Source organism: Paenibacillus sp. FSL R7-0345, assembly GCF_038595055.1.
In the GTDB taxonomy this organism is placed as follows: domain Bacteria; phylum Bacillota; class Bacilli; order Paenibacillales; family Paenibacillaceae; genus Paenibacillus_AQ.
The window spans coordinates 167,887-193,758 of record NZ_CP152002.1; the positions used below are offsets into that span (position 1 = coordinate 167,887).

A 25,872-nucleotide genomic window follows, 5' to 3' on the forward strand; every position below is an offset into this window, starting at 1 on the left:
GCCGACGCCGGCTCTGCCGGCCTCTTTTTATCCAGCTTAGTTTTTAGAGTAGGGTATATAGCCGGGTGTGCCGCCTTTCCTTGACCGCAGGGGAGGCTTCTATTATAGTGGGTACGTAGGATTAACTATTTTAGCATAGAAAAAGGTGGCTTGTTACATGTCTGAGAATATCTACGTTGGCGTGGATTTAGGTGGAACCACGATTAAGGTTGGAATCTGCAATGCCGAGGGAACCCTGTTGCATACTTATGAGGGACCTACGGGGACTGCGGATGGCGTCGATGCCGTTATCGATAACATCGAGAAGTATGTGCGCCTGATTGTGGAAGAATCCCCGTACTCCTGGGAACAGCTTGCCGGTGTGGGAGCAGGCCTGGCCGGATTTACAAACATTCGTGAAGGAATCATCATTCTTGCGCCTAACATAGGATTTAGAGATGTGCCGATCCGTTCCATCCTGGAAGGACGCCTTAACAAGCCTGTCAAAATAGACAATGACGCCAATGTGGCTGCACTGGGTGAAGCCTGGAGCGGCGCTGGCCGTGGTATTGAGAACTGTGTCTGCTACACGCTGGGAACCGGTGTGGGCGGCGGTATTATCATTAACGGTAAGGTCTACCAGGGCTTCGGCGGACTTGCCGGAGAGCTTGGCCATATCTCTGTTGTTCCTGACCTGGAAGCAATCCAGTGCGGCTGCGGCAATATGGGCTGTCTGGAGACCGTATCCTCGGCAACAGGCATTATCCGTATGGCAAATGATGCTGTAGCACGCGGGGACCGTACTTCGCTCTCTACGGTGGAAAAGATTGCGGCGAAGGAAGTATTTGATGCTGCGAAAGCCGGCGATGAAGTAGCTCTGCGTATTGTTAACCGTGCTGCATTCTACCTCGGCAAGTCTATTGCTGCAGTTGCTGCCGTGCTGAATCCGGAAGTGTTCATCATCGGCGGAGGTGTGTCCAAAGCAGGTGACATTCTGTTCGATGAGGTACGCCGTGTCTATGCCAAGCTGGCTCCTGCGCCGCTGCAGAAGGGCGTTACCATCGTGCCGGCGGAGCTTGGAAATGATGCCGGTATTATTGGTGCAGCGGGTCTCTTGTTGCGTTCTTAAAAGACTGGAATTATTCATATACTATTCTTAGGGAGGGAACGCTCTCATGACCGAATTGGAGCACTCCGAAACGGCCGGCGCCACCCTGATTATTATTACAGGCATGTCAGGCGCAGGCAAAACGATTGCTGTACAAAGTTTGGAAGACCTCGGATTTTTCTGTGTAGATAATCTGCCGCCGGTGCTGATTCCGAAATTTGCTGAACTGATTGAGCAGTCTAAAGGTAAGATTGCCAAAGTGGCGCTTGTTATTGATTTACGGGGACGGGAATTTTTTACGGCTTTATCTGAATCGCTGACCTATATCAAAAATGAGTCCACGATCGGCTGTGAAATTCTGTTCCTCGATGCTACGGATTCTGTGCTGGTACAACGCTATAAGGAGAGCCGCCGCCATCATCCGCTTGCTCCAAAGGGGATGCCGCTTGACGGCATCCGGCTGGAGCGCCAGATGCTGGAGGAGCTGAAGAACTCGGCTACCCTGTGTCTGGATACGAGCAGTATGAAGCCGGTGCAGCTGAAAGAGAAGATAGTCTCCAGATTTTCTCATCTGGGCAAAAGCACACTCTCCGTTAACATTACTTCGTTTGGATTCAAGTATGGTATACCGATTGATGCAGACCTCGTGTTTGACGTCCGCTTTTTGCCTAATCCGCATTATGTGGATCAACTGCGGCCCAAGACCGGCCAGGACAGCGATGTATACGACTATGTAATGAAATGGCCCGAAACGCAGGTTTTTCTGACCAAGCTGCTGGATATGCTTCATTTCCTGATTCCCCAGTACCGTAAAGAAGGCAAATCCCAGATTATTATCGGCATTGGCTGTACCGGCGGCAAACACCGTTCGGTGGCCATATCCGAATATCTGGGCAAAATGCTGGGAGTGAGCGAGACGGAGACGGTAGCGGTCAGCCACCGGGATTCCGAGCGTGACCGGCATTAACGAGAGAAGGGGTCTAAGTGTCCGAGGAACAAGAGAAACGTCCGCGTATCGTCGTAATGGGCGGCGGTACAGGGCTTTCTGTTATGCTTCGCGGTTTGAAGGAAAAGCCGCTTGATATTACAGCAATTGTAACAGTGGCAGATGACGGGGGCAGCTCCGGCATTCTGCGCAGTGAGCTGCAGATGCCGCCTCCCGGCGATATCCGCAACGTGCTGACGTCTATGGCTGATGTAGAGCCGCTGATGGCGCAGATCATGAAATACCGCTTCAGCACCGGGGAGGGACTTGCCGGTCATAGTCTCGGCAATCTTATCCTTGCAGCGCTGACCGACATTTCAGGTGACTTCGTCACTGCTGTACGTGAGCTGAGCCGGTTGTTTGCTGTCCGCGGGCGGGTATTGCCTGCTGCAGGAGAAGCGGTAGTGCTGCATGCCGAGATGGCGGACGGCACCATTGTGACAGGCGAGTCCAAAATACCCGAGGCAGGCGGCCGGATCAAACGGGTGTTTTTGGAGCCGGCTGATGTGGAACCGCTGCCGGAGGCGCTTGAGGCAATCCGGAACGCGGATGCCATTCTGTGCGGACCCGGCAGCCTGTACACCAGCATCCTGCCCAACCTGCTGGTTCCCAAGCTGGCTGAGGCCGTTGTAGAATCGGATGCGATCAAAATCTTCGTCTGCAATGTCATGACCCAGCCGGGCGAAACGGACAACTATACCGTCAGCGATCATCTTCAAGCTGTATACGATCATATCGGCCTGCATTTGTTTGATTATGTCATTGTCAACGACGGGGAGATTCCGGAGCAGGTACAGGTCAAATATGCCGAGAAGGGCGCACGCCCTGTGCTGCTTGACCTGGATGTGCTTGACGGCAACGGGTACAAAGTAATTGCGGATAAACTGGTGTTGTTTAAGACCTATCTGAGGCATGATACAGATAAGCTCAGCCACCATATTTACCAGCTGGTCAAAGATTGGATTTCCAGATAAACAAGCTTCAATGAACATGAAAGAGGTGAGCCCCTTGTCTTTTGCGGCCCTTACCAAAAAAGAGCTGACGATGGTGGAGAGCCAGCCCTGCTGTGAGAAGGCGGAGATGTCAGCGCTGATCCGGATGAACGGATCCGTGCAGCTTTCGAGCAAAAAGGTGGTCTTAGACATCTCGACGGAGAACGCCGCGATTGCAAGGCGGGTATATTCTTTGCTTAAGAAATATTACCAGGTCCATATCGAGCTGCTCGTGCGTAAAAAAATGCGTTTGAAGAAAAATAACGTCTATATTGTCCGTATCCCCAGCCGGGTACAGGAGATCCTGAAGGACCTGCGGATTGTATCCGAGGGCTTCATCTTTAATGATGGAATAGACGAGGAAATGGTCGGGAAAAATTGCTGTAAGCGGGCTTATCTCCGCGGAGCCTTTATGGCCGGCGGATCGGTAAATAACCCTGAAGGCTCGTCCTATCATTTGGAAATCGCTTCCATGTATGAAGAGCACTGCAAAGCGCTGGTGGAGCTGGCTGGTGAATTTCACCTGAACGCCCGTTGCATAGAGCGCAAAAAAGGCTTTATCCTATACATTAAGGAAGGCGAGAAGATCATCGAGTTCCTGAGCCTAATCGGTGCGCATCAGGCGCTGTTTAAATTCGAGGATGTGCGGATTATGCGCGACATGCGCAACTCCGTGAACCGCATCGTCAACTGTGAAACGGCTAACCTGAACAAAACGATCGGCGCGGCGGTGCGGCAGATTGAGAACATAAAGCTGCTGCAGCGTGAAATGGGGCTGGAGAGCCTTCCGGATAAGCTGCGCGAGGTCGCAGAAATCAGGCTGGCACACCCGGATATCAACCTGAAGGAAGTCGGTGAGATGCTGAAGGGGAACGTCAGTAAATCAGGAGTAAACCACCGTTTGCGCAAAATTGATGAGCTGGCGGAGAAGGTCCGCGGCGGCTAATTATTTTTTTTCTAGTGTGGATGAGGTTATAATGATATAATATTATAAAATTAATGTGAAATTTTTGGGCAGATCTCAAATAGGGGGTAAGCGTTTCATGACAAAGCACCCGGTAGTTGTACGGTTGAAGACGGGGCTCCATGCTCGGCCGGCAGCATTGTTCGTGCAGGAAGCCAACAAGTTTTCGTCGGAGATTTTCGTGGAAAAAGACGATAAAAAAGTTAACGCCAAAAGCATCATGGGCATTATGAGCCTGGCGATCAGTTCCGGCACGGAGATTTATATCAGCGCGGATGGCGCGGATGCGGATCAGGCTGTAACCGCTTTGACAAGTCTTGTAAGCAAGGAAGAGCTGGAGAACCAATAAGTGGTTCCGGCCTAACTTAAGATGAAGTTACAAAGAGCCCCTTCGGGGCTTTTTTTCATTTCTTCAAAAATGTTCTTCAAAACCGAGAACCTGATGCAACTTTTACCAATGAGGCCCGTCTAGAGGGTACCAAACAAAACAAGAATATGAAAGGGGAAGTTAAAATGAAGAAGCTGGGTAAATCAATTGGAACGGTACTGCTGGCAGGAAGTCTAATTGTTGGAGGAATGGGGTTGAGCAGTGTGTTTAAGGGACCGGAAAAGGCTTACGCTGCTGAAGAAATTACCCGCAATATTGTTAGCGTGACCGGCAAAGGCGAGCTCTCAATCAAGCCGGATATCGTCTACTTGTCGATCGGTGTAAACACAACGGCAGGCACAGCCCAAGAAGCGCAAAAGGACAACGGCGCCAAAATTGCTAAAATAACAGCGCTGCTCAAGACTACATGGGGAATTTCCGATAAGGATATCCAGAGCACACAGTTCAGTGTACAGCCTAACTATGCTTACACAGAAAAAGACGGGCAGCAGGTAAAAGGCTATATCGCACAGCACACACTGCAGGTAGCTTACCGTGATCTGACCAAGGTTGGCGCTCTGCTCGATGCCGCTTCAGCAGCAGGTGCAAACAATATCGGCAGCGCACAGTTTGCGATTGAGGATCCGTCCGCTTTTGAAGCACAGGTTATCGAGAAAGCTATGGCTAACGCTGATGTAAAAGCTGCTGCTATCGCTAAAGCAGCCAAGCGCAGTCTGGGCCAGGTGGTTACAGTAACCCAGAACGACAACGGGAATAACCCTGTTTATTACATGGAAAATGCGGCTATGAGTAAAGCGGCAGCGGATACAGCTGGTGGCACTTCTGTAGAACCGGGCGAAGTGAAGGTTTCCACCCAGCTTAGCGTGGTATATGAACTGAAATAGGAAATGGAACAGATACAGGCTCTGCTTCTGCCGCAATGCGGTGAGGCGGGGCTCTTTTTTTCAGCCGGGAAAAGGGCCGGAAGGTAGAAAAGCTCTCATTTTGTTTAAGGAAAGGTAACAAGACCTTTTAAAATCGACGTAAATGCTTAAGAAACTGTAAGGAAATTTGTAACAACCGCGGCAGCTGTACTCTCTATAATAAGAAGAGTGGGCCGGGACAGCCAGGCTTTCCGGGTCTTAAGGGAACATCAAGTCAATCATCGTACCTGCGGAAGGGGAAATCGACATGAATATTATACTTAAGGAACAATTGCGCAAATGGGGAACAGGGGTATTAGCAGCAAGTCTGCTGCTTGGAGGGGGAGTGCTGTCCGCAGAAGCGGCTCAAGCGGCACCGGCTGCAGCACAGGCTCAAGCTGCCCAGTCCTCAGTGGTACTGAAATGGAACGGCAGCGTTACACAGCAGACCGGGATTTACAGCGGAGGCAAAGTGTGGGTGCCGGTCAGCTTCCTGCGCGATACACTGAAAATGCCTGTAACCTATGATAAAGCGGAGAAGACGTATTCCATCGGCAAAGGCAATACGCTGACCAAGCTGATGGTTTCGGATTACAGTACAGCTATTTCTGTAAACAATTATTTTCTCGGGGATTATGAAGCGAAAAATATAAATAACCGGCTGTATATCCCGTTTGACCTGATGACCGATTATCTCGGCTACCAGGGTGACTGGAGTGCATCCACCGGCCGTCTGAATGTGATGAAACAAAAGCAGAATGCCATTACTATCAGCACGGAAAGCTTTGTTAAGGAGTCGGAGGTTGCTCCGATCAAGCTGGATTACCCGCAGGTGAGCGGGCTGGTTAATGCGGATGCACAGAAAAAGATCAATGATATGATTAAACAGCAGGTGCTCAGTTATGCGGCAGATGCAGAAAAGCAGATTGCAAACCGGCCAGAGGATGACCGTCCGTATGAGTTCCAGGGCGGATATGTAGTAACGTACAATAAGGACGGTGTCCTCAGCCTTGTCACAGAGCAATACGGGTATACCGGCGGAGCGCACGGGATGACTTACCGCAATGCTTTTACCTTCTCACTGAAGGACGGCAAACGCCTGCTGATCGGTGATCTGCTGAAGGCCAACCCGAATTATAAAAAAGAGCTGAACGCACAGCTCTCTAAGAGAATTAAGGCAGAGGGCGGCTACCTCGGCGGATTTACCGGACTGAACACAGAGAAATATTTCTATTTAAAAGAAGGCAAGCTCGTCGTGTTCTTCCAGCTGTATGAATACACTGCTTACGCTTCCGGATTCCCGCAGTTTGACTTTACCTTTAAGGAACTGCTGCCGGACGGCACCAGCCCGTTTGCAGCATTCAAGTAAACATTCGCACGCTGCCCCCAGGGGCAGAACAAAAGAGCCCTTCCTTTCCCCGATCAGAGGGCCGGGGGGGCTCTTTGCCGTTAAAAAATCCGCATCTGCATATAAGGACGTCCTGCCGTTACGGGGCGCCCCTCCTGTTCATAAGCTGTAGAATGTACCGCATAACAGGAGGGAGGAAGATAAGGATGAGCTATCAGTACACGGCACTTGGGGACTCCCTGACGACAGGCTTCGGCGCGCTGCCCGGAAACGGGTTTGTGCCGGTCTACCGGAGAATGGCAGAGGCCCGCCTGCGGACACCTATCCGGCTGACGAACCTTGGTGTGAACGGGCTGACTACGGACGGACTGGAGCAGCGGCTGAAGGGCGACTATAACTTTCGCCTGGCTGTGCAGGAAGCGGATCTGATTACAATCTCGATTGGCGGCAACGACCTGATCAAAGCTGCCAAGGCAGCCGGCAGCCGCCCCGGTGATCTGTCACCGCTGCTGCAAAAGGCACTGCGCGGCTGTAAACAGAATATCAGTGATATCATGGGAACGCTGACACAGCTTAAGGCAGGCGTGAGTAAGCCTTACATCATCCGGATAGTCGGATTATACAATCCCTACCCGCAGATAGATGAAGCTACAGAATGGGTCCGGCAGTTTAACCGGTATACGTCCGGCTACAGCAGCCGGGTCTGCGGATTCGCTTCCATTTATAATGAATTTGCCGGCAACGAACGCGGCTTATTGTTCCTTGATCATATTCATCCTAACAGCAGGGGCTACCGGGTTATCGCCAATAAGCTGGACGGCCTCGGGTACGGGCGCTTGGGCTAATAGCCGCAATATGGCCTGGATCAGAGCTTCATCATACAGCTTCATCAAAAAAAGGCTGCGGGGACCGATAATGGTCCCCGCAGCCTTCTTTGCTGTTATCCCGCTTACACGCCGGCTGGCAGTGTCTTCTCGATAACTTTATCAACGATACCATATTCAGCTGCATCGGCAGCACTCATGAAGTAATCGCGGTCTGTATCCTTCTCAATGCGTTCCAGCGGCTGGCCGGTACGCTCAGAGAGGATGCGGTTCAGCTTGTCGCGCAGCTTCAGGATGCGGCGGGCACGGATTTCGATGTCCGTTGCCTGGCCCTGAGCTCCGCCGAGCGGCTGGTGAATCATGATTTCGCTGTTAGGCAGCGCGAAGCGTTTGCCCTTGGCACCGGCATTCAGCAGGAAAGCTCCCATGGAAGCGGCCATACCTACGCAAATAGTGGATACGTCGGGTTTGATGTACTGCATTGTATCAAAGATAGCCATGCCGGCTGTGATCGAACCGCCCGGGCTGTTGATGTACAGGTGAATATCCTTATCCGGGTCTTCGGCAGCCAGGAACAGCATTTGGGCAATGATGGAATTGGCTACCACGTCATTAACATCCGTTCCAAGGAAAATAATGCGGTCCTTCAGCAGGCGGGAATAGATGTCATAAGCGCGCTCGCCGCGGTTGCTTTGTTCTACTACCATAGGAATATAACTCACGTGTAAAACCTCCTTGAATGGGTTGTTCGAATGTGTTCATTTTTACTGTTACCGTATTAACCACATGATAAACAAAATCAAACAAAAAGTCAAAGAAAGTCAAACTTAGTTTTAAAAAAAAGAGCCGACAAGCGGCTCTTTGGTTAATTAACAGTAGGACAACTGCTAAATTATGTACAAACATGAAATTAATGGCGCGCCCGCCAAGAATCGAACTTGGATCTCAGGCTTCGGAGGCCTACGTCATATCCATTGGACCACGGGCGCAACAGAATTTATTATAATACATGAATCCATAAATTGCAACAGACATTGAAGATGTCCTTAAAATAACTTTTTGTTCTATAAAAGGCCCGTTTTCAGGTTTTTTGTTTAATAAGAGAAGCCGGCTGTTTCAGCTGAACTGGAGGGCCGTTCTTCTCTTACACCCTGTGACAGATGTATAAAATGTATAAGATGAAAAGCGGTTGAGAATTATACTCTCGGATGACTTGCACTCCGCGTAATATTTGGTTAGAATATGAGTGGGACTTAAAAAGTTAACCCGGGACATTTTGAGACCACGAACAAGGGAATAGAGAAAGACGAAGTTGCAGGAGTGAAAGCATGCGCAATTTATTGGAAATCCAAAAGCAGCTTCTGCCGGATCTCATGGAAACCCTTAAGAGACGTTATACGATTCTACATCAGATCATGCTGTCCGATATTATCGGGCGCAGAACGCTGGCCGCGTCGCTGGATATGACCGAGCGGGTGCTGCGTGCCGAGACGGATCTTCTGAAATCGCAAGGGCTCATTGAGATCGAGAGTGTCGGCATGCGGATTAGTGATGCCGGTCGCAGAACGCTTGACCTGCTGGAGCCGATCGCCAAGAGCCTGTTTGGCCTGGATGATCTGGAAGAGAAGATCCGCTCAACGTATGATCTTAGTAAAGTTATTATCGTGCCCGGTGATTGCGAATCATCCCCGTTCACCAAACGTGAGCTGGGACGTGCAGGCGCCAAAGCCTTTCTGGGTGTGCTGCGCGGCGACGATACCATTGCCGTAACAGGCGGCTCTACACTGGCTGATATGGCCGATCAGCTGACCCTGCCGCTATCCGCCTCCTATAAGAATGCATGGGTTGTCCCTGCACGCGGAGGACTTGGAGAAAGCATGGAGATTCAGGCCAATACGATTGCTTCAACTATGGCTAAGCGGATCGGAGCTAACTACCGTCTGCTGCATGTGCCGGATCTGCTCAGCGAAGAAGCTTACCAGTCGCTGGGGCATGACTCGAACATCGGGGAAATTGTACAAATCATCCGCAGATCGCGTATTATTGTTCATGGGATCGGCGATGCCCTGGAAATGACCCGCCGCCGCAAGCTGGATGAGACTACGGTTTCGGAGATTCAGGCTGAAGGCGCGGTTGCCGAATCGTTCGGCTATTATTTTAACGAGGCTGGCGAGGTTGTCCATACTATGCGTACCATAGGACTCCGTTTAGAGGATATTATCCGCACGGAAGTTGTTATCGGGATCGCCGGGGGCAAGCGCAAAGCCAAAGCAATCCACGCAATGCTGCGCTTCGGGCAAGAGGATATTCTGGTTATTGATGAGGCGGCTGCTGTCGAAATCGGCAAAGAAATCGACACAGAGTTGCAGCATGCGCTATAGATTCCAGGATATGGGGAGCGCGCGCAGTTATTTTGCATTATACTTAACATTGTTGTCTTGACGAGCTTCACCGCTTGTCTTGAATAAATAAAACGAACTCTAGGAGGAACTATTCAATGAGTGTAAAAGTTGGTATTAACGGTTTTGGACGTATTGGACGCCTTGCATTCCGCCGTATTCAAAATGTAGAAGGTATCGAAGTGGTAGCAATCAACGACTTGACTGACGCTAAGATGCTTGCTCATTTGCTTAAATATGATACAACTCAAGGTAAATTCCAGGGAGACGTTGAAGTTCATGACGGATTCTTCAAAGTAAACGGTAAAGAAGTTAAGGTTCTTGCGAACCGTAACCCAGAAGAACTGCCTTGGGGCGACCTCGGCGTAGATATCGTTCTGGAGTGCACAGGCTTCTTCACAACTAAAGAAGCTGCTGAAAAGCACCTCAAAGGCGGAGCTAAAAAAGTAGTTATCTCTGCTCCAGCAACTGGCGACATGAAAACTGTTGTTTACAACGTTAACCATGACATCCTTGATGGTTCCGAAACAGTTATCTCCGGCGCATCTTGCACAACTAACTGCCTTGCTCCAATGGCAAAAGTCCTGAACGACAAGTTCGGAATCGTTGAAGGCCTGATGACTACTATCCACGCTTACACTGGCGACCAGAATACACTTGATGCTCCTCACGCTAAAGGTGACTTCAGACGTGCCCGCGCAGCTGCTGAGAACATCATTCCTAACACTACCGGTGCTGCAAAAGCAATCGGTCTGGTAATCCCAGAACTGAAAGGCAAACTTGACGGAGCAGCACAACGCGTGCCTGTTGCTACAGGTTCCCTGACTGAGCTGGTTACTGTACTTGATAAGAACGTAACTGTTGAAGAAATCAACGCAGCAATGAAGGAAGCTTCCGACCCAGAAACTTACGGCTACACTGAAGATGAAATCGTATCTTCCGACATCAAGGGTATGACTTTCGGTTCCCTGTATGATGCAACACAAACTAAAGTCCTGACTGTTGGCGACAAACAACTGGTTAAAACTGTTGCTTGGTACGACAACGAAATGTCCTACACTGCACAGCTGGTTCGCACTTTGGAACACTTCGCAAAACTGGCTAAGTAAGACCGGCTTAACATAAGCAGCATCTATAGAGCGGAAACAGAGGTTCCTTGTTTCCGCTCTTTCTAAATTTGGGTGTGGAGGAAGACTAATCATGAACAAAAAAAGCGTCCGTGATGTAGAAGTAGCAGGCAAACGCGTATTCGTGCGCGTCGATTTCAACGTTCCGGTGGAAGACGGTAAGATCACTGATGATACCCGTATCCGCGAAACCCTTCCAACGATTAAGTACCTGATCGAAAACGGTGCAAAGGTCATTCTGGCGAGCCACATGGGCCGTCCAAAAGGCCAATTCGTTGATTCTATGCGTCTTACCGTTGCTGCAGAGCGTTTGTCCGAGCTGCTCGGCAAACCGGTAGCCAAAGCTGATGAAGCTATCGGCGAAGCTGTTAAAGCGCAGATCGCTGAGCTGAACGACGGCGATGTGCTCGTGCTTGAGAATGTCCGTTTCTATCCGGGCGAAGAAAAGAACGATCCTGAACTGGCTAAGCAGTTCGCTGAACTGGCTGACCTGTTCGTTAATGACGCGTTCGGCGCGGCTCACCGTGCCCATGCTTCTACTGAAGGTATCGCTCACTTCCTGCCGGCTGTATCCGGTCTTCTGATGGAGAAGGAATTGTCCGTACTGGGCAAAGCTCTCTCGAACCCTGAGCGTCCTTTCACTGCCATCATTGGCGGATCCAAAGTGAAGGACAAAATTGACGTTATCGACAACCTCTTGAACCTGGCTGACAATGTACTGATCGGCGGCGGCCTTTCTTATACATTCACCAAAGCTCAAGGCTATGAAATCGGTAAATCGCTGGTAGACAACGATAAAATCGATGTTGCACTGGGATTCATTGAGAAAGCTAAAAAGCTGGGCAAAAACTTCCTGCTTCCTGTTGACATTGTTGTCGCTGACAAGTTCGGTGCAGATGCCAACACCAAAATTGTAGATGTAACTGACATTCCTGCTGACTGGGAAGGTCTGGACATCGGTCCTAAAACCCGTGAACTCTACGCCAATATCATCAAAGATTCCAAGCTGGTTGTTTGGAACGGACCTATGGGCGTATTCGAAATCGATATCTTTGCTGAAGGAACCAAGGCTGTAGCGCAGGCTTGCGCAACAACTGAAGGCTACACTGTGATCGGCGGCGGTGATTCCGCAGCTGCAGCAGAAAAATTCCACCTGGCTGACCAAATGGATCACATCTCCACTGGCGGCGGCGCATCCCTGGAGTTCATGGAAGGTAAGGCACTTCCTGGCGTAGAAGCACTGAACGACAAGTAAGAGGCACAGAAGGAGGCAATACAAGATTATGAGCAGAACACCTATTATTGCAGGCAACTGGAAAATGTTCAAAACTGTTCCGGAAGCTGAAGGCTTTATCGCTGAAGTTAAGGGCGCAGCAGAAGTGGAAGGCGTGGAAACTGTAATTTGCGCTCCTTTTACTAACCTGCCTGCTCTGGTAGCAGCAGTTAAAGGTACAACTATCAAAATCGGTGCACAGAACCTGCACTTCGAAGACAACGGGGCTTACACAGGCGAAATCAGCGGCGTTATGCTGAAAGACCTTGGTGTAGACTACGTTATCATCGGCCACTCCGAGCGCCGCGCTTATTTCGGCGAAACGGATGAAATTGTGAACAAAAAAATGCACGCGGCATTCCGCCACGGCATCACTCCTATCGTATGTGTCGGTGAAAAGCTCGAAGAGCGCGAAGCTGACCAGACTAAGGAAGTTTGCAAAGTACAAACTGAAGGTGCATTTGCCGGTCTGAGTGCTGAACAGGCAGCTCAGGTTGTAATCGCTTATGAGCCAATCTGGGCGATCGGTACTGGTAAATCCTCTACTTCCCAGGATGCTAACGAAGTTATTGCTTATATCCGTACCCTTGTAAAAGATCTGTACGATGAAGCAACAGCTGAAGTTGTGCGTATTCAATACGGCGGCAGTGTGAAGCCTGAGAATGTAACGGAGTATATGAGTCAAAGCGACATCGACGGCGCTCTTGTCGGCGGTGCCAGCCTGCAGCCTGCTTCCTTCGTTTCACTCGTTGAGGGGGCGAAGTAAGGATGTCAGCTCCAAGACCTGTAGCATTGATCATCATGGATGGTTTCGGATTGCGGAATACGGATGAAGGCAACGCGGTTGCCCAAGCCAATAAGCCGAACTATGACCGTTACCTGAAGCAATACCCGAACACTACGCTTACCGCCTGCGGCGAAGCTGTAGGTCTGCCTGAAGGACAAATGGGCAACTCGGAAGTAGGTCACCTTAACATCGGCGCAGGCCGGATCGTATACCAGGATCTGACCCGTATCGACAAGTCGATCCGTGACGGTGAGTTCTTCGAGAACGAAACGCTGGTTGCTGCTGTAAGAAGCGCTAAGTCCACCGGCAAAAAGCTTCACCTGTATGCACTCGTTTCCGACGGCGGCGTGCACAGTCACATTAACCACCTGTTTGCCATGCTCGATCTGGCCAAGAAGGAAGATATGCACGAAGTGTATATCCATGCTTTCATGGACGGACGCGATGTAGCACCTGACAGCGGACAAAAGTTCGTTCAGGATCTGGTTGCGAAGATCGAAGAAGTGGGCGTAGGTAAAATTGCTACGGTATCCGGACGTTACTACGCGATGGACCGTGACAAACGCTGGGAACGTGTAGAGAAAGCCTACCGTGCTATGGTATATGGCGAAGGCCCTAAATATACTGACGCTCTGCAGGCTATCACTGCATCCTACCAGAATTCCGTTTATGATGAATTCGTTGAGCCTAGCGTAATCGTGGACAGCAACGATCAGCCGGTGGGAGTAGTGGAAAGCGGCGATTCTGTCATCTTCCTGAACTTCCGTCCTGACCGTGCGATCCAGCTGTCGCAAGTATTTACGAATTCCGATTTCCGCGGCTTTGACCGTGGACCGCTCTTCCCGCAGGGTCTGCACTTTGTGTGCCTGACTACGTTCAGCGAAACGGTACAGGGCTATGTAGCCTACTCGCCGAAGAACCTGGACAATACACTGGGTGAAGTGCTGGTACAGAATAACAAGAAGCAGCTGCGTATTGCGGAAACTGAAAAGTACCCGCACGTAACCTTCTTCTTCAGCGGCGGACGCGATGAAGAGCTTCCAGGCGAAACACGCATCCTGATTAACTCGCCAAAAGTGGCAACCTATGATCTGCAGCCTGAGATGAGCGCATACGAAGTGGCGGCGGCCTGCGTAGCGGAAATCGAAGCAGACAGACAGGATGCCATTATCCTGAACTTTGCTAACCCTGATATGGTAGGCCACTCCGGCATGCTGGAGCCTACAATCAAGGCGGTTGAAGTGACAGATGAATGTGTGGGTAAAGTTGTAGATGCAGTTGTTGCCAAAGGCGGCGTTGCGATCATCATTGCTGACCACGGTAATGCTGACATGGTATTTGACGAACAGGGACGCCCGTTCACCGCTCATACCACCAACCCGGTTCCTTTCATCGTAACTACTGAAAATGTTGTTCTGCGCGAATCCGGTATCCTTGCTGATGTAGCACCGACAATTCTGGATCTGATGGGACTTCCGCAGCCTGCGGAAATGACCGGACAATCCATGATTGCCAGCCGCAAATAAGCAGGAGCTTAAATAACGCTTTTTAATACCAAAACCATCGTTAAAGGAGACTATTTTACATGACTATTATTTCTGATGTATATGCACGCGAAGTCCTTGACTCCCGCGGTAACCCTACTGTAGAGGTTGACGTTTATCTGGAATCCGGCGCTAAAGGCCGCGCTATCGTTCCTTCCGGCGCTTCCACTGGCGCTCATGAAGCTGTAGAGCTTCGTGACGGCGACAAATCCCGTTACCTGGGCAAAGGCGTTCTGAAAGCTGTTGAGAACGTAAACGAAATTATCGCTCCGGAAGTAATCGGTATGGACGCTCTTGACCAAGTGGGCATCGACAAGCTGATGATCACTCTGGACGGAACTCCTAACAAAGGCAAGCTGGGCGCTAACGCAATCCTGGCAGTATCCATGGCAGTAGCTCGTGCAGCTGCAGCAGCTCTGGATATTCCTTTGTATGTATACCTGGGCGGATTCAACGCTAAAACTCTTCCAGTACCAATGATGAACATCATCAACGGTGGTGAGCATGCTGACAACAACATCGACGTTCAAGAGTTCATGGTTCTGCCAGTAGGCGCTCCAAGCTTCAAAGAAGCTCTTCGTACAGGTGCTGAAATCTTCCACAACCTGAAGTCCGTACTTCAGTCCAAAGGCCTGAACACAGCTGTAGGTGACGAGGGCGGCTTCGCTCCGAACCTTGGTTCGAACGAAGAAGCAATCACTACAATCATCGAAGCGATCGAAAAAGCCGGTTACAAACCAGGTGTTGACGTATTCCTTGGTATGGACGTAGCTTCCACTGAGTTCTACAAAGACGGTAAATACACACTTGCTGGTGAAGGCAAATCCTACACTTCCGCTGAGTATGTTGACCTTCTGGCTTCCTGGGTTGAGAAATACCCAATCATCACAATCGAAGACGGTATGTCCGAAGACGACTGGGATGGCTGGAAACTGCTTACTGAAAAATTGGGCGATAAAGTTCAATTGGTTGGTGACGACCTGTTCGTTACTAACACTGAGCGTCTTGCTACAGGTATCGAAAAAGGCATCGGTAACTCCATCCTGGTTAAGGTTAACCAGATTGGTACACTGACTGAAACTTTCGATGCTATCGAAATGGCTAAACGTGCTGGTTACACTGCTGTTATCTCCCACCGTTCCGGTGAGTCCGAAGACAGCACAATCGCTGACATCGCTGTTGCTACTAACGCTGGCCAGATCAAAACAGGTGCTCCTTCCCGTACTGACCGCGTTGCCAAGTACAACCAATTGCTTCGCATCGAAGACGAACTGGGTGAACTGGCTCAATACAACGGCCTGAAATCTTTCTACAACCTCAAAAGATAATCCCTTTTGAGCTATGTATTAAAAGCCTGCCGGTTTCGGCAGGCTTTTTTTGCGATGGTCGCAGGGATAAGGTTGTATTCGCTTTAGGGCTATGATAAAATAAGAATGCTGTTTATGAAACTCGTGAAATCTAAATTACCATAGATAGTGATGCTTGGACGTAGGAGGTGGAAGTGAATGGATATTTTTTTGAAAATTGTGCTCCTGATTTTTTCCGTCGGTCTGATTGCGGTCGTTCTTCTGCAAAAAGGGAAAAGCGCAGGTCTTTCCGGTGCCATCTCCGGCGGTGCTGAGCATCTCTTCGGTAAAACTAAAGCGCGCGGTATGGAACTCGTATTGCAGCGTGTAACAGTTGGACTGGCAGCCGGATTCTTCATCATGTCGGTTGTTGTTGCCGTTTTTGTTGACTAAACCCGCATACATTAGCCTTCGCTCTATTCTGAATGGAATGGGGCGGGGGCTTTTTATTTTTATTTTTGAGCTAACGTTAACCTTGGGTTGATCATAACAGGGATGGCCGGGATTGATTTCGTGTATACTAGGGTATGAAGTATATAGAGGGAAAATTTACTTGATGCAGGACAGGCAGAAGAGGACAAGACATACATATTTGCCAGCGGCATAACGAATGCTGCGAAAGGGCCGAGGTGACTTAAGTGATAACACAGGAAATCTTACTTGATTTTATGCGGGAAACCGCTTATAAACCGCTGACTTATGATGAGCTGGTCAGCCACTTTGCAATAGATGACGGGGCTTCGTTCAAAGCCTTTGAGAGCTTACTCTCAGAGCTGGAACAGGACGGGCGGATTGTACTGACCCGCAACAGCCGATATGGCGTGCCGGAACGGATGGATCTTTTACGCGGACGGCTGCAGGCCCATGCCAAGGGCTTTGCTTTTCTGATTCCTGATGACCGCGATCATCCTGATGTGTATATTCATGCCAATGACCTGAAGGGTGCAATGAACGGCGATATCGTACTTATCCGCATCACCTCCAAGAGCCCTTCAGGCGGACGGATGGAAGGTGAAGTGGAACGGATCATCAAACGCGGTGTGCTGCAGACTGTCGGAGTGTTTCAGAGCCTGGAGACTTATGGTTTTGTGCTGCCCGATGATAAGCGGATTAACCGGGATATTTTCATTCCGAAGCAGTCGTTTGGAGGTGCGGTTGACGGCGAAAAGGTCGTTGTGCGTATCGTAAATTACCCGGAAGGCCGGGCTGCGGCAGAAGGCGAAATTATTGAGATTCTCGGGCATAAGGATGACCCGGGAGTTGATATTCTGTCGGTAATCCGCAAGCACCAGCTGCCGGAGGCTTTTCCGGCTGAGGTGATGCGTGAAGCGGAGCAGGCTCCGGACTCGATCACGGAAGAGGAGATTGTTCAGCAAGGCCGGCGCGATCTGCGCGGGCTGAACATCGTGACCATCGACGGCGCAGACGCCAAGGACCTTGATGATGCGGTTAATGTACAGCGTCTGGAGAACGGTAACTACAAGCTGGGCGTTCATATTGCTGACGTCGGCTACTATGTGCGCGAAGGCTCTGAGCTGGATAAGGAAGCATATGACCGGGGATGCAGCGTCTACCTCGTAGACCGGGTTATTCCGATGCTGCCGCACCGGCTGTCGAACGGGATCTGCAGTCTTAATCCCAAGGTGGACCGGCTTACCATGTCCTGTGAGATGGAGTTCAACGAGCACATGAAGGTCGTGAAGCATGATGTCTTTACGAGCGTAATCCGGACCAAGGAGAGAATGACCTATTCCGATGTCCGCAAAATCGTTGAGGATGAGGATCCTGAGCTGCTGGAGCGTTACAGCCCGCTGATCGAGGATTTCCGTCTGATGAAAGAGCTGGCCATGAAGCTGCGCGGGGCGCGGATGCGGCGCGGTGCGGTTGATTTTGATTTTGAAGAGAGCAAGATTATTGTGGATGAGACCGGCAAGGCGATCGATATCGTAAAGCGCGAGCGCTCCGTGGCTGAGCAGATTATCGAGGAATTCATGCTGGCAGCTAATGAAACAGTGGCCGAGCACTTCCACTGGCTGAAGGTGCCTTTCTTGTACCGGATTCACGAGGACCCGGATCAGGAGAAGCTGCAGAACTTTATGGCTTTTGCCGCTAACTTCGGCTACCATGTCAAAGGCCGGGGTAACTCTATTCATCCGCGTGCCCTGCAGGATCTGCTGGAGCAGATCGAAGGAACGAAGGAACAGACCGTTATCAGCACGATGATGCTGCGCTCAATGAAGCAGGCGAAGTACGATGCCGAAAGTACAGGCCACTTCGGTCTGGCGGCAGAGTATTATTCCCACTTCACTTCACCAATCCGCCGTTATCCTGACCTTGTCATCCACCGCGTGATGCGTGAAGTGCTTGAAAACGGCGGGGCCCTGACAGAGAAGCGGCATGAGTATCTGGCTACCCGTATGCCGGATATTGCCCAGCAGTCCTCCGAGCGTGAACGTGTGGCGGTCGAGGCTGAGCGTGACACTGAGCAGCTGAAGAAAGCTGAATACATGCAGGATAAGGTTGGTGAGGAATTCGATGCGATGGTCAGCAGTGTGACCAGCTTCGGAATGTTCATCGAGCTTGAAAATACAGTCGAAGGCCTGATCCGTCTCAGCGCTCTGACAGACGATTATTACCACTTCGACGAAGCCCATATGGCGCTCATCGGGGAGCGCACCTCCAAGGTGTTCCGCATTGGCGACGAGGTGAAGATTCGTGTTGCCAAGGTGAACATGGACGACCATACGATCGACTTCGAGCTGGTTGACATGAAGCCGCGTGCAGCAGGCGAGCACCGCAGCTACGGCGGGCGCTCCGGCAAAGCCGGCGGCTTCGCCGGTGGTAAAGGCGGCCGCGGCGGCAAAGACCGCGGCGGCTTCAGCAAGCCGGGTGCAGCCGGTAAAGGTAAGGCTGGCGCAGCCGGTAAAGGCGGTGCCGGAGGCAAAGGCGGCTCCGGCAAAGCTAAAGCCGGCGGTGTTGGCTCTGCCGGCAAGCGCAAAGGCGGTGCCGTGACTACCGGCACCTGGGAGACGGCGCCGCGCAGCGAAGCGGCGCCAGGCGGAGGCGGCGGCCCGGCGGAGGCCGCACGCCGTGCTTTTGCCGCCCTGAACGGCGAAGCGGGCGGCAGTGGTGCGCCGCGTGAGCGCAGCGGCGGCGGCAAAGGCCGCGGCGGAGCGGCCGGAAGCGATGCCGCGGGGCGCGGCATCAGCTTCGGCTTCGGCTCCGGCAAGGGCGGCTACGGCGCGCCGCTTGGCGGCGGCGCGGGCAGCGGCGAGCTGCGCGGGGTTGACGCGAACACCCGGTTCACGAGCCGGGAGGATCGCGGGGCTGAAAGCCGCGGCGTCAGCAGCGGCAAGGACAAGGGCCGCCGCAAGAAAAAAGGCGGCGTCTTCACCAGCCCGGCTGTCACGCCGGGCGGCCCGGGGGGCGGCAACACGGAGAACGCCGTGCGCCGCAAGAAAAAGAAGAAGAAGTCTCAGGAGTAGACTGAGACTGAGGGGCGCCTCAAGCAGCGTATATGCTGCTTGGGGCGCTTTTCTTGCATCCAGGCTGTTGCTCTGGGGGCTGCTAGTTCAACACAACGATTCTAACGGACTCAGATGCCGTTATTCGCTGCTTATTACCCTCCTGCAGCTTGTCGCGGACTCCAGTGACCTTATGTGTTACTAAAGTGTGAAAATTGCAGCGTTTCAGCATAAATAACGTCATCTGTGTCCGTTAGAATAACAAACTGCAGGAAAATCGCTAAATAACGCCTCCTGAGTCCGTTATATGCTTCAAGCGAGCCCTAGTATTCATGTTGCGGTTAATCCCAGTCGATTACACAGATCAATGATCGCTCTGTCATATGTTTTTTTGGGGGATACACAACTTTATAGCGCTTAGGATCTATCTCGCTGACACTATGGGTAATAACCTTATGGGGAAATGTCCTCTTATCGAGTACAATGATACGGAAATGACCGTGGAACGGGGACAGTATCATCCTAAGACATGTCATTTCACCCGCTTCCCTGACATACAGTTGTCAAAATGACTAACCGATGTTAAGTCCGTTACTAACTGGCAGTGGAAACGTACTTCCTTGCGTTCACCGGATTCATTTTGATACAATATAGATCTGACACTTAACTCCGTTTTGACGGGGAATACGATTCAAGGAGTGACTTTCATGGGTAAAAAAGCAGACGGGAAAGTGCTCGCCCAGAACAAAAAAGCTTCCCATGATTACTTTATTGAGGACACTTTTGAAGCGGGTATGGTGCTGACCGGTACAGAGATCAAGTCGCTGCGTAATGGCCGCGCTAACATTGGTGATGCGTTCGCTACCATCCGTAACGGTGAGATTCATATCCACAACATGCACATCAGCCCGTTTGAGCAGGGTAACCGTTCCAATCCCGATGATCCGACGCGTACGCGCAAGCTGCTGATGCATAAGGTGCAGATCCATAAGCTGCTGGGCTTATCCAAGCAGGACGGCTACTCGATAGTGCCGCTGAAGATCTATGTGCGCAACGGTTATGCCAAGCTGCTGATCGGCCTCGGTAAAGGTAAGAAGCAATACGACAAACGCGACACTGCCGCTAAGAAGGATGCTCAGCGTGATATCCAGCGTGCACTGCGTGAGAAGCAGAAAGTTGCCAGATAAACTGGTGACGGGTGTTACCGGAAGACAGAATTCCAGATTGCTCCTTCAATTCCTTTAACCCACGTGTTAAAGTGTTGATAAATGTGCTATACTGTGTAAGTAAGATTTTTGCTTCGTGGCAGTCCTCAGGTTTGAGGCTGCAGATTGGATCTCTCTTGCTTAGAAGATCCGCTTGATCCGAAGCGCCCTTTTTAATGAGGGGCCGTTCTTGGATTCGACGGGGGTAGTTCGAGCATGAGCAGCGAGTAGTGGGGACGCGTCCGCTTTATCAACGCTAAAGCCTATTAAACGGCAAACAACAAAACAACTACGCTTTCGCAGCTTAATAACCTGTGTGCGTGCTTCTACCCTGCATCGCCCATGTGACAGGGATAGGGGCTAACAAGTAGTGGGATACGCTGTCTGGTCTCCGCCTGGGGTCAGCAGAAGAAGATAATCAGGCTGACCCGAAGAGGACCCGGTTACGGGGGGCTTCTAGGGTGACATCAAATCCGTGACTACACTCGTAGAAACTTATGTGCCGTTATCTTCGGACAGGGGTTCGACTCCCCTCGGCTCCATATGGAGTATTTAGAAAGACACCTTTAGGGGTGTCTTTTTTCGTTTTAGGTATTCTCCCTCGAAGCCCATTCAAAATGAAAAATGTTATAATAAATATTAAAGAATGGAGCTGATGCCGATGGATTTACTGGACCCACGTGTTGACTTTGTGTTCAAACGGATATTTGGCAGCGAGAACAATAAGGATGTGCTGCTGGCGTTCCTTAACCGTATTTTCACAGAAGCTGGCGAGCCGCCGCTGACCGAGATCATCCTGATGAATCCTTATACGGATAAAGACGATCCCCACGACAAACAGTCCATCTTAGATGTTTACGCCAAGACCTCTGAAGGCAAACTGATTGATATAGAGATGCAGCTTTTCAATAAGTATGATATAGAGAAACGAACGCTTTTTTATTGGAGCAAACGGTATGCGAGTCAACTGAGTGAGGGAGACAAGTATCCAGAGTTGAAGAAATGCGTAACGATCAACATTTTAAACTATACGTTATTAAAGAATGAACAATATCATAACGTATTTCATTTGCGGGAAGACCGAACAGGGATATCCTTGATTGATGACATCGAGGTTCATTTCTTGGAGTTGCCGAAGCTGGATGAACATAGAGTTCCGTCTGAAGGCGGATTGATCAATTGGCTGTTGTTTCTGAAAGGTGCCGATACATCACAATGGGAGGTGCTGAAGATGAATGAGCCAGGATTGGAGAAGGCAATGGACACCTTGCAATATTTGAGTCAGGATTCAGAGGCTAGACGATTGTATGAGGCCAGACAGAAGTATTTGCATGATGAGGCTTCTATGCTGGGAAGTGCAGAACTAGCAGGTATAAAAAAAGTGGCTAAAAATATGCTTGCCATGAATCTGGACATAACAACGATTGCTAAGGCGACTGGATTAACAGAGCAAGAGATCAATGCTTTGAGAAAGTAATTACTAATTATGCCTCACCTTATACTTCTTTGCCAAGTCAATTCAGATGGGGAGCTTCTAGGGTGACATCAAATCCGTGACTACACTCGTAGAAACTTATGTGCCGTTATCTTCGGACAGGGGTTCGACTCCCCTCGGCTCCATATGGAGTAAAGTGAAAGACACCTTTAAAGGTGTCTTTTTCGTTTTTGCGGCTGTTTTGGATTATACGTGGCGGTTAAAAATCCTATAATGACGCGGTTTCCGGGACATGCTGTTAACAGATACAATGAGTTTCACTGAGGCTATACGGAGACCGGTGGCTTTGGCCTCCACGTAACCCGTAATAAATATGCTCCCCCTTCGGCGTGTGTTTTCGCCTTCCATACCCATCATCCGCCCTTCGATGTTGACCAATGAAGAGATCGTTGCAGTCTGAGCACTCCTACCTGCTATAAGTTGATATGAACGGTGCCATTCAGAAATGCAGAAAATGGTTGTAACACCCAGTAGTATAAACTATAATTAGTGTCAGCTTGTAGATTAATGTCGAATAATGTATTGTCTTTCAGATAATCTCAATAATAATAGGGCACACTCGTTGAAAAACGGGGTCGCAAAACTACAGGGGCTATCACATTTCCAATTCAGATATGTTATGCCAGCCAGTTACCGAAGGCAAGGAAACCTCTCCTTTTCGGGAGAGGTTTTTTGTTGCAATGGGCCTGATTCATAAGGTGGGGGAACAGTGAGTAAATCTAATAAGTCGATTGTATTTATCATAGCTCTGATTGTTTTTGGACTACTAGGTAATATGCTCAACCTATCCCTATTGCTGGGGGTCAATTTTATCTTCGGCAGTATATTCACCTTTTTGATATTGCGGATATATGGTCTTAAATGGGCTCTAGTGGCATCGGCTATTGTAAATGGTTACACGTTGTTTCTTTGGAATCATCCTTACGCTATGTTTGTTTTTGTGCTGGAAACTTTATTTGTCGGCGTCTTCTACAGAGGGAAAAGGATTGTTCTTATTGATAGCCTATATTGGATGATTTTAGGGATGCCCCTCATATGGGTATTCTATCGTTATGCCCTGGATATGAATTTTACCGCTTCCCTGCTGGTTGTGCTTAAGGATGCCGTAAATGGTATTTTAAATGTATTAATTTCCAGTTTAATCTTTACTTATCTGCCTCTTATTAAATGGCCGTCATTCCAAAAACGCAAAATGTCGAGCTCTCTTCATGATGTGCTTTTCAACATATTTGTCACACTTACCTTTATAACTTTGCTTCTGGTGACGGTGATGATCGGCCATGAACAGTATCACAACATGAATGAAAAAATAAAGTCAGAGACTGAACGAGATTCGGCTATCATCTGCGATGATCTCACAGAGTGGGGAAAAGTTCATGTTGCCGCAGTGAATACTTTATCGATGGCGGCGGCTGAGAATAGGATGGAAAAGATGGATTCCTTGCAGCGCCATGTGGCTTATCTACTGGCGTCATATCCCGATTTTATTACATCATACATTGCTGATCGTAACGGAGTTACAAAGCTGTTCTCTCCATTACTGAATGACAAAGGAGAGTCAACGATTGGCTTAAGCTTCTCGGATCGGCCTTACTTTGAATATATGAAAGAAAAACACCAATCCGTTGTTTCCGATGTGTTTCTTGGAAGAGGCGGCGTTAACGAGCCCATTGTGGTTGTAGGCTCCCCTATTATGATTAGCGGCGAATTTACAGGGGTGGCCGTAGGCGCTCTAAATCTTAACTATGTTACAACAGAGTTAAAAAAGCTGGCGAATAATAGACTAATGAATATCACAATCGTAGATAGGCATGACAAGGTTATTGCGAGTACTCGTGATGAACTAGCCGTTATGAACCTGTATAACTGGGCAGAAGGGGGCGAAGTAAGTGAAATAATTGATGGTTTGTATTATTGGTTCCCGGATGCTGTCAGAAATCCAATGAGAAGATGGGGAGAATCCTCCTATTTCAAGATCATGACAATTCCGCAAATGGGTGATTGGAGTATTATTGTCGAGACACCGATTGCCCCCTATCGCGACCGCTTATATAGCTACTACATAAAAATATTCAGTATTTTATTGGCCTGTGGATTGATATTTATTTTTATTTCTAATGTAATCAGTGGAATCATTGTTCGACCGATTAAGCTTTTGACCTACACAACCACCAATTTACCTGAGAAAATAGCCAAGAACCAGATCGTGAACTGGAAAGGAAGCTTTATACAAGAAATTAATACGCTTATATCTAACAGCAGGGATACGGCCGCGAGACTTCAAAGCATGTTTGCTGAGATTCAACTCCTCGCCTATTACGACAGCTTGACCGGTTTACCCAATAGAGTCTACTTTAATCAACGATTACAAGCTTACTTGGAGGAAGCCGGCGACTATGGTCACACAGCCGCAGTTCTATTCATCGATCTAGATCGATTTAAGATGGTAAATGATACGTTCGGTCATACAAGTGGCGATCAGTTATTAAAGCTGGTAGTTGTGAGGGTTCAAGAATGTCTTGGTCAGGATGCGATCCTCTCAAGAATGGGTGGAGATGAATTCATCGCCTTACTTCCCAACATGACCCGCGAACAATCGGAACAAATCGCCCAAGCTGTTCTTGCGGCATTTAAGATACCCATTTCGCTAAGTGATCATGAGGTCTATACCACACCAAGTATCGGTATCAGCCTCTTTCCAAGGGATGGAGACAGTGAGATGGAACTTATTAAGAATGCAGATCAAGCGATGTACATGGTTAAAAAGACAGGGCGTAATGGTTACAGTTTCTATGAGGGGAAGCTTAATACGTCATTATCAAACCAAATGAGCTTGGAGACTATGCTTCATAAAGCTTTAGATAATCATGAGTTTGAACTATTCTATCAGCCCCGGATGGAATTGAAGACAGGCCAAATTATCGGACTAGAGGCTCTGATTCGATGGCGCCATCCCGTTCAGGGTATGATTAGCCCCGCGGAATTTATACCGATTGCCGAAGAAAGCGGTCTGATTAGCCCCATTGGAGAATGGGTGTTACGGACAGCCTGTTCGCAAAATAAAGCTTGGCAGAATGAGGGCTACAAGCCAGTCTGTGTCTCCGTTAATCTATCCGTAAGGCAATTCAAGGATAAGGATCTGGTTCGGAACATCTCTGGCATCTTGAATGAGACCCAGCTTGATCCACGATACTTGGAGCTGGAGATTACTGAAAATATAAGTATGAACAATGAAGAACAGGTACTCTCCACTTTACAGGAGATAAGAAAGTTAGGCGTTAAGATCTCCATTGATGATTTTGGAACAGGGTATTCTTCATTGAATTATCTTGTGAACTACCCAATCGATTTCCTTAAAATTGATCAGTCCTTCGTTCGTAACATTCAGAGCCAATCAAATGATGTGTCCATTGTGAAAGCTATCATTTTCATCGCACATAGCATCGGTTTAAAAGTGGTCGCGGAAGGCGTCGAAACGGAGGATCAATTGAACTTGCTGCGTGAATTGGAGTGTGATGATGTCCAGGGATATTTAATAAGCAAGCCAGTACAATGTGAAGAGGTAAGGAATTTCTTATAAGGGAGCTCCATATGGAGTAAGTGAAAAAGTCATTAGCCAGTATTCTGGGTGATGGCTTTTTTCTGGTAGGCCCAGTATGATATTGTGAATCAGGATGCAGTACTTGATTTACTATTAAGCAAATGTAAACTATAGTTAGTTTCGTGTCGAAATACAAGGATT

The 25,872-nt window shown here is 49.4% G+C and carries 20 protein-coding genes, 1 tRNA gene, 1 other RNA gene and 1 riboswitch; of the genes, 20 read left to right on the forward strand and 2 right to left on the reverse strand.

All coding sequences use genetic code 11. The features are described 5' to 3' along the window. Positions 1-157 precede the first annotated feature (157 nt). The 8 genes from NST84_RS00840 to NST84_RS00875 all read left to right on the forward strand — a co-directional run bounded on the left by NST84_RS00840 (position 158) and on the right by NST84_RS00875 (position 7,511). Entirely contained in the window at positions 158-1,108 is a 951-nt protein-coding gene (locus NST84_RS00840) for an ROK family glucokinase (protein ID WP_342563796.1), read from the forward strand. Positions 1,109-1,154: 46 nt separating this feature from the next. Continuing rightward, entirely contained in the window at positions 1,155-2,054 is a 900-nt protein-coding gene (rapZ, locus tag NST84_RS00845; protein WP_342563797.1) for an RNase adapter RapZ, read from the forward strand. 56 nt (positions 2,055-2,110) lie between these two features. After that, a complete protein-coding gene (locus NST84_RS00850) occupies positions 2,111-3,046 on the forward strand; it encodes a YvcK family protein (RefSeq protein ID WP_342566313.1) in 936 nt (311 codons plus the stop codon). Positions 3,047-3,080: 34 nt separating this feature from the next. Then, the gene (whiA, locus tag NST84_RS00855) at positions 3,081-4,010 is read left to right on the forward strand and encodes a DNA-binding protein WhiA (protein ID WP_342566314.1); all 930 of its coding nucleotides are present in this window, start codon (positions 3,081-3,083) and stop codon (positions 4,008-4,010) included. Between the two features lie 97 nt (positions 4,011-4,107). Then, the gene (locus NST84_RS00860) at positions 4,108-4,377 is read left to right on the forward strand and encodes an HPr family phosphocarrier protein (RefSeq protein WP_019914358.1); all 270 of its coding nucleotides are present in this window, start codon (positions 4,108-4,110) and stop codon (positions 4,375-4,377) included. Between the two features lie 164 nt (positions 4,378-4,541). After that, the gene (locus NST84_RS00865; RefSeq protein WP_342563798.1) at positions 4,542-5,300 is read left to right on the forward strand and encodes an SIMPL domain-containing protein; all 759 of its coding nucleotides are present in this window, start codon (positions 4,542-4,544) and stop codon (positions 5,298-5,300) included. A 286-nt stretch (positions 5,301-5,586) separates the two neighbouring features. Then, positions 5,587-6,687: a DUF4163 domain-containing protein gene (locus NST84_RS00870; RefSeq protein ID WP_342563799.1), complete on the forward strand. Its 1,101-nt coding sequence runs from the start codon at positions 5,587-5,589 to the stop codon at positions 6,685-6,687. 185 nt (positions 6,688-6,872) lie between these two features. Continuing rightward, entirely contained in the window at positions 6,873-7,511 is a 639-nt protein-coding gene (locus NST84_RS00875) for a GDSL-type esterase/lipase family protein (RefSeq protein ID WP_342563800.1), read from the forward strand. A gap of 104 nt (positions 7,512-7,615) precedes the next feature. On the opposite strand, the gene clpP is transcribed toward NST84_RS00875, so the two are convergent. Beyond that, entirely contained in the window at positions 7,616-8,212 is a 597-nt protein-coding gene (gene clpP / locus NST84_RS00880; protein WP_068721693.1) for an ATP-dependent Clp endopeptidase proteolytic subunit ClpP, read from the reverse strand. Positions 8,213-8,404: 192 nt separating this feature from the next. Then, a tRNA-Arg gene (locus NST84_RS00885) sits at positions 8,405-8,479 on the reverse strand. Positions 8,480-8,818: 339 nt separating this feature from the next. On the opposite strand from NST84_RS00885, the gene NST84_RS00890 reads away from it, so the two are divergent. The 12 genes from NST84_RS00890 (at position 8,819) to NST84_RS00945 (ending at position 25,710) form a co-directional block, all read left to right on the forward strand. Then, entirely contained in the window at positions 8,819-9,871 is a 1,053-nt protein-coding gene (locus tag NST84_RS00890) for a sugar-binding domain-containing protein (RefSeq protein ID WP_342563801.1), read from the forward strand. Between the two features lie 116 nt (positions 9,872-9,987). Then, entirely contained in the window at positions 9,988-10,998 is a 1,011-nt protein-coding gene (gene gap / locus NST84_RS00895; protein WP_342563802.1) for a type I glyceraldehyde-3-phosphate dehydrogenase, read from the forward strand. Between the two features lie 91 nt (positions 10,999-11,089). Continuing rightward, entirely contained in the window at positions 11,090-12,271 is a 1,182-nt protein-coding gene (locus NST84_RS00900) for a phosphoglycerate kinase (protein ID WP_342563803.1), read from the forward strand. Between the two features lie 28 nt (positions 12,272-12,299). After that, positions 12,300-13,055, forward strand: a complete 756-nt coding sequence (gene tpiA / locus NST84_RS00905; protein WP_342563804.1) for a triose-phosphate isomerase — start codon at positions 12,300-12,302, stop codon at positions 13,053-13,055. A gap of 2 nt (positions 13,056-13,057) precedes the next feature. Continuing rightward, a complete protein-coding gene (gpmI, locus tag NST84_RS00910) occupies positions 13,058-14,602 on the forward strand; it encodes a 2,3-bisphosphoglycerate-independent phosphoglycerate mutase (protein ID WP_342563805.1) in 1,545 nt (514 codons plus the stop codon). Positions 14,603-14,661: 59 nt separating this feature from the next. Beyond that, positions 14,662-15,948, forward strand: coding sequence for a phosphopyruvate hydratase (gene eno / locus NST84_RS00915; protein ID WP_342563806.1), 1,287 nt, complete (start codon positions 14,662-14,664; stop codon positions 15,946-15,948). A 177-nt stretch (positions 15,949-16,125) separates the two neighbouring features. After that, positions 16,126-16,359, forward strand: coding sequence for a preprotein translocase subunit SecG (gene secG / locus NST84_RS00920; RefSeq protein WP_342563807.1), 234 nt, complete (start codon positions 16,126-16,128; stop codon positions 16,357-16,359). Between the two features lie 245 nt (positions 16,360-16,604). Next, a complete protein-coding gene (gene rnr, locus NST84_RS00925; RefSeq protein WP_342563808.1) occupies positions 16,605-19,451 on the forward strand; it encodes a ribonuclease R in 2,847 nt (948 codons plus the stop codon). Positions 19,452-20,137: 686 nt separating this feature from the next. After that, positions 20,138-20,617 (forward strand): SsrA-binding protein SmpB, encoded by a 480-nt coding sequence (gene smpB, locus NST84_RS00930; RefSeq protein WP_342563809.1) that lies wholly within the window; start codon positions 20,138-20,140, stop codon positions 20,615-20,617. A gap of 198 nt (positions 20,618-20,815) precedes the next feature. Continuing rightward, positions 20,816-21,180: a transfer-messenger RNA gene (ssrA, locus tag NST84_RS00935) on the forward strand. A gap of 116 nt (positions 21,181-21,296) precedes the next feature. Next, positions 21,297-22,112, forward strand: a complete 816-nt coding sequence (locus NST84_RS00940; RefSeq protein ID WP_342563810.1) for an Rpn family recombination-promoting nuclease/putative transposase — start codon at positions 21,297-21,299, stop codon at positions 22,110-22,112. Between the two features lie 560 nt (positions 22,113-22,672). Further along, a riboswitch (cyclic di-GMP riboswitch) is annotated at positions 22,673-22,768 on the forward strand. 71 nt (positions 22,769-22,839) lie between these two features. After that, the gene (locus NST84_RS00945) at positions 22,840-25,710 is read left to right on the forward strand and encodes an EAL domain-containing protein (RefSeq protein ID WP_342563811.1); all 2,871 of its coding nucleotides are present in this window, start codon (positions 22,840-22,842) and stop codon (positions 25,708-25,710) included. The last annotated feature ends 162 nt before the right edge of the window (positions 25,711-25,872 follow it).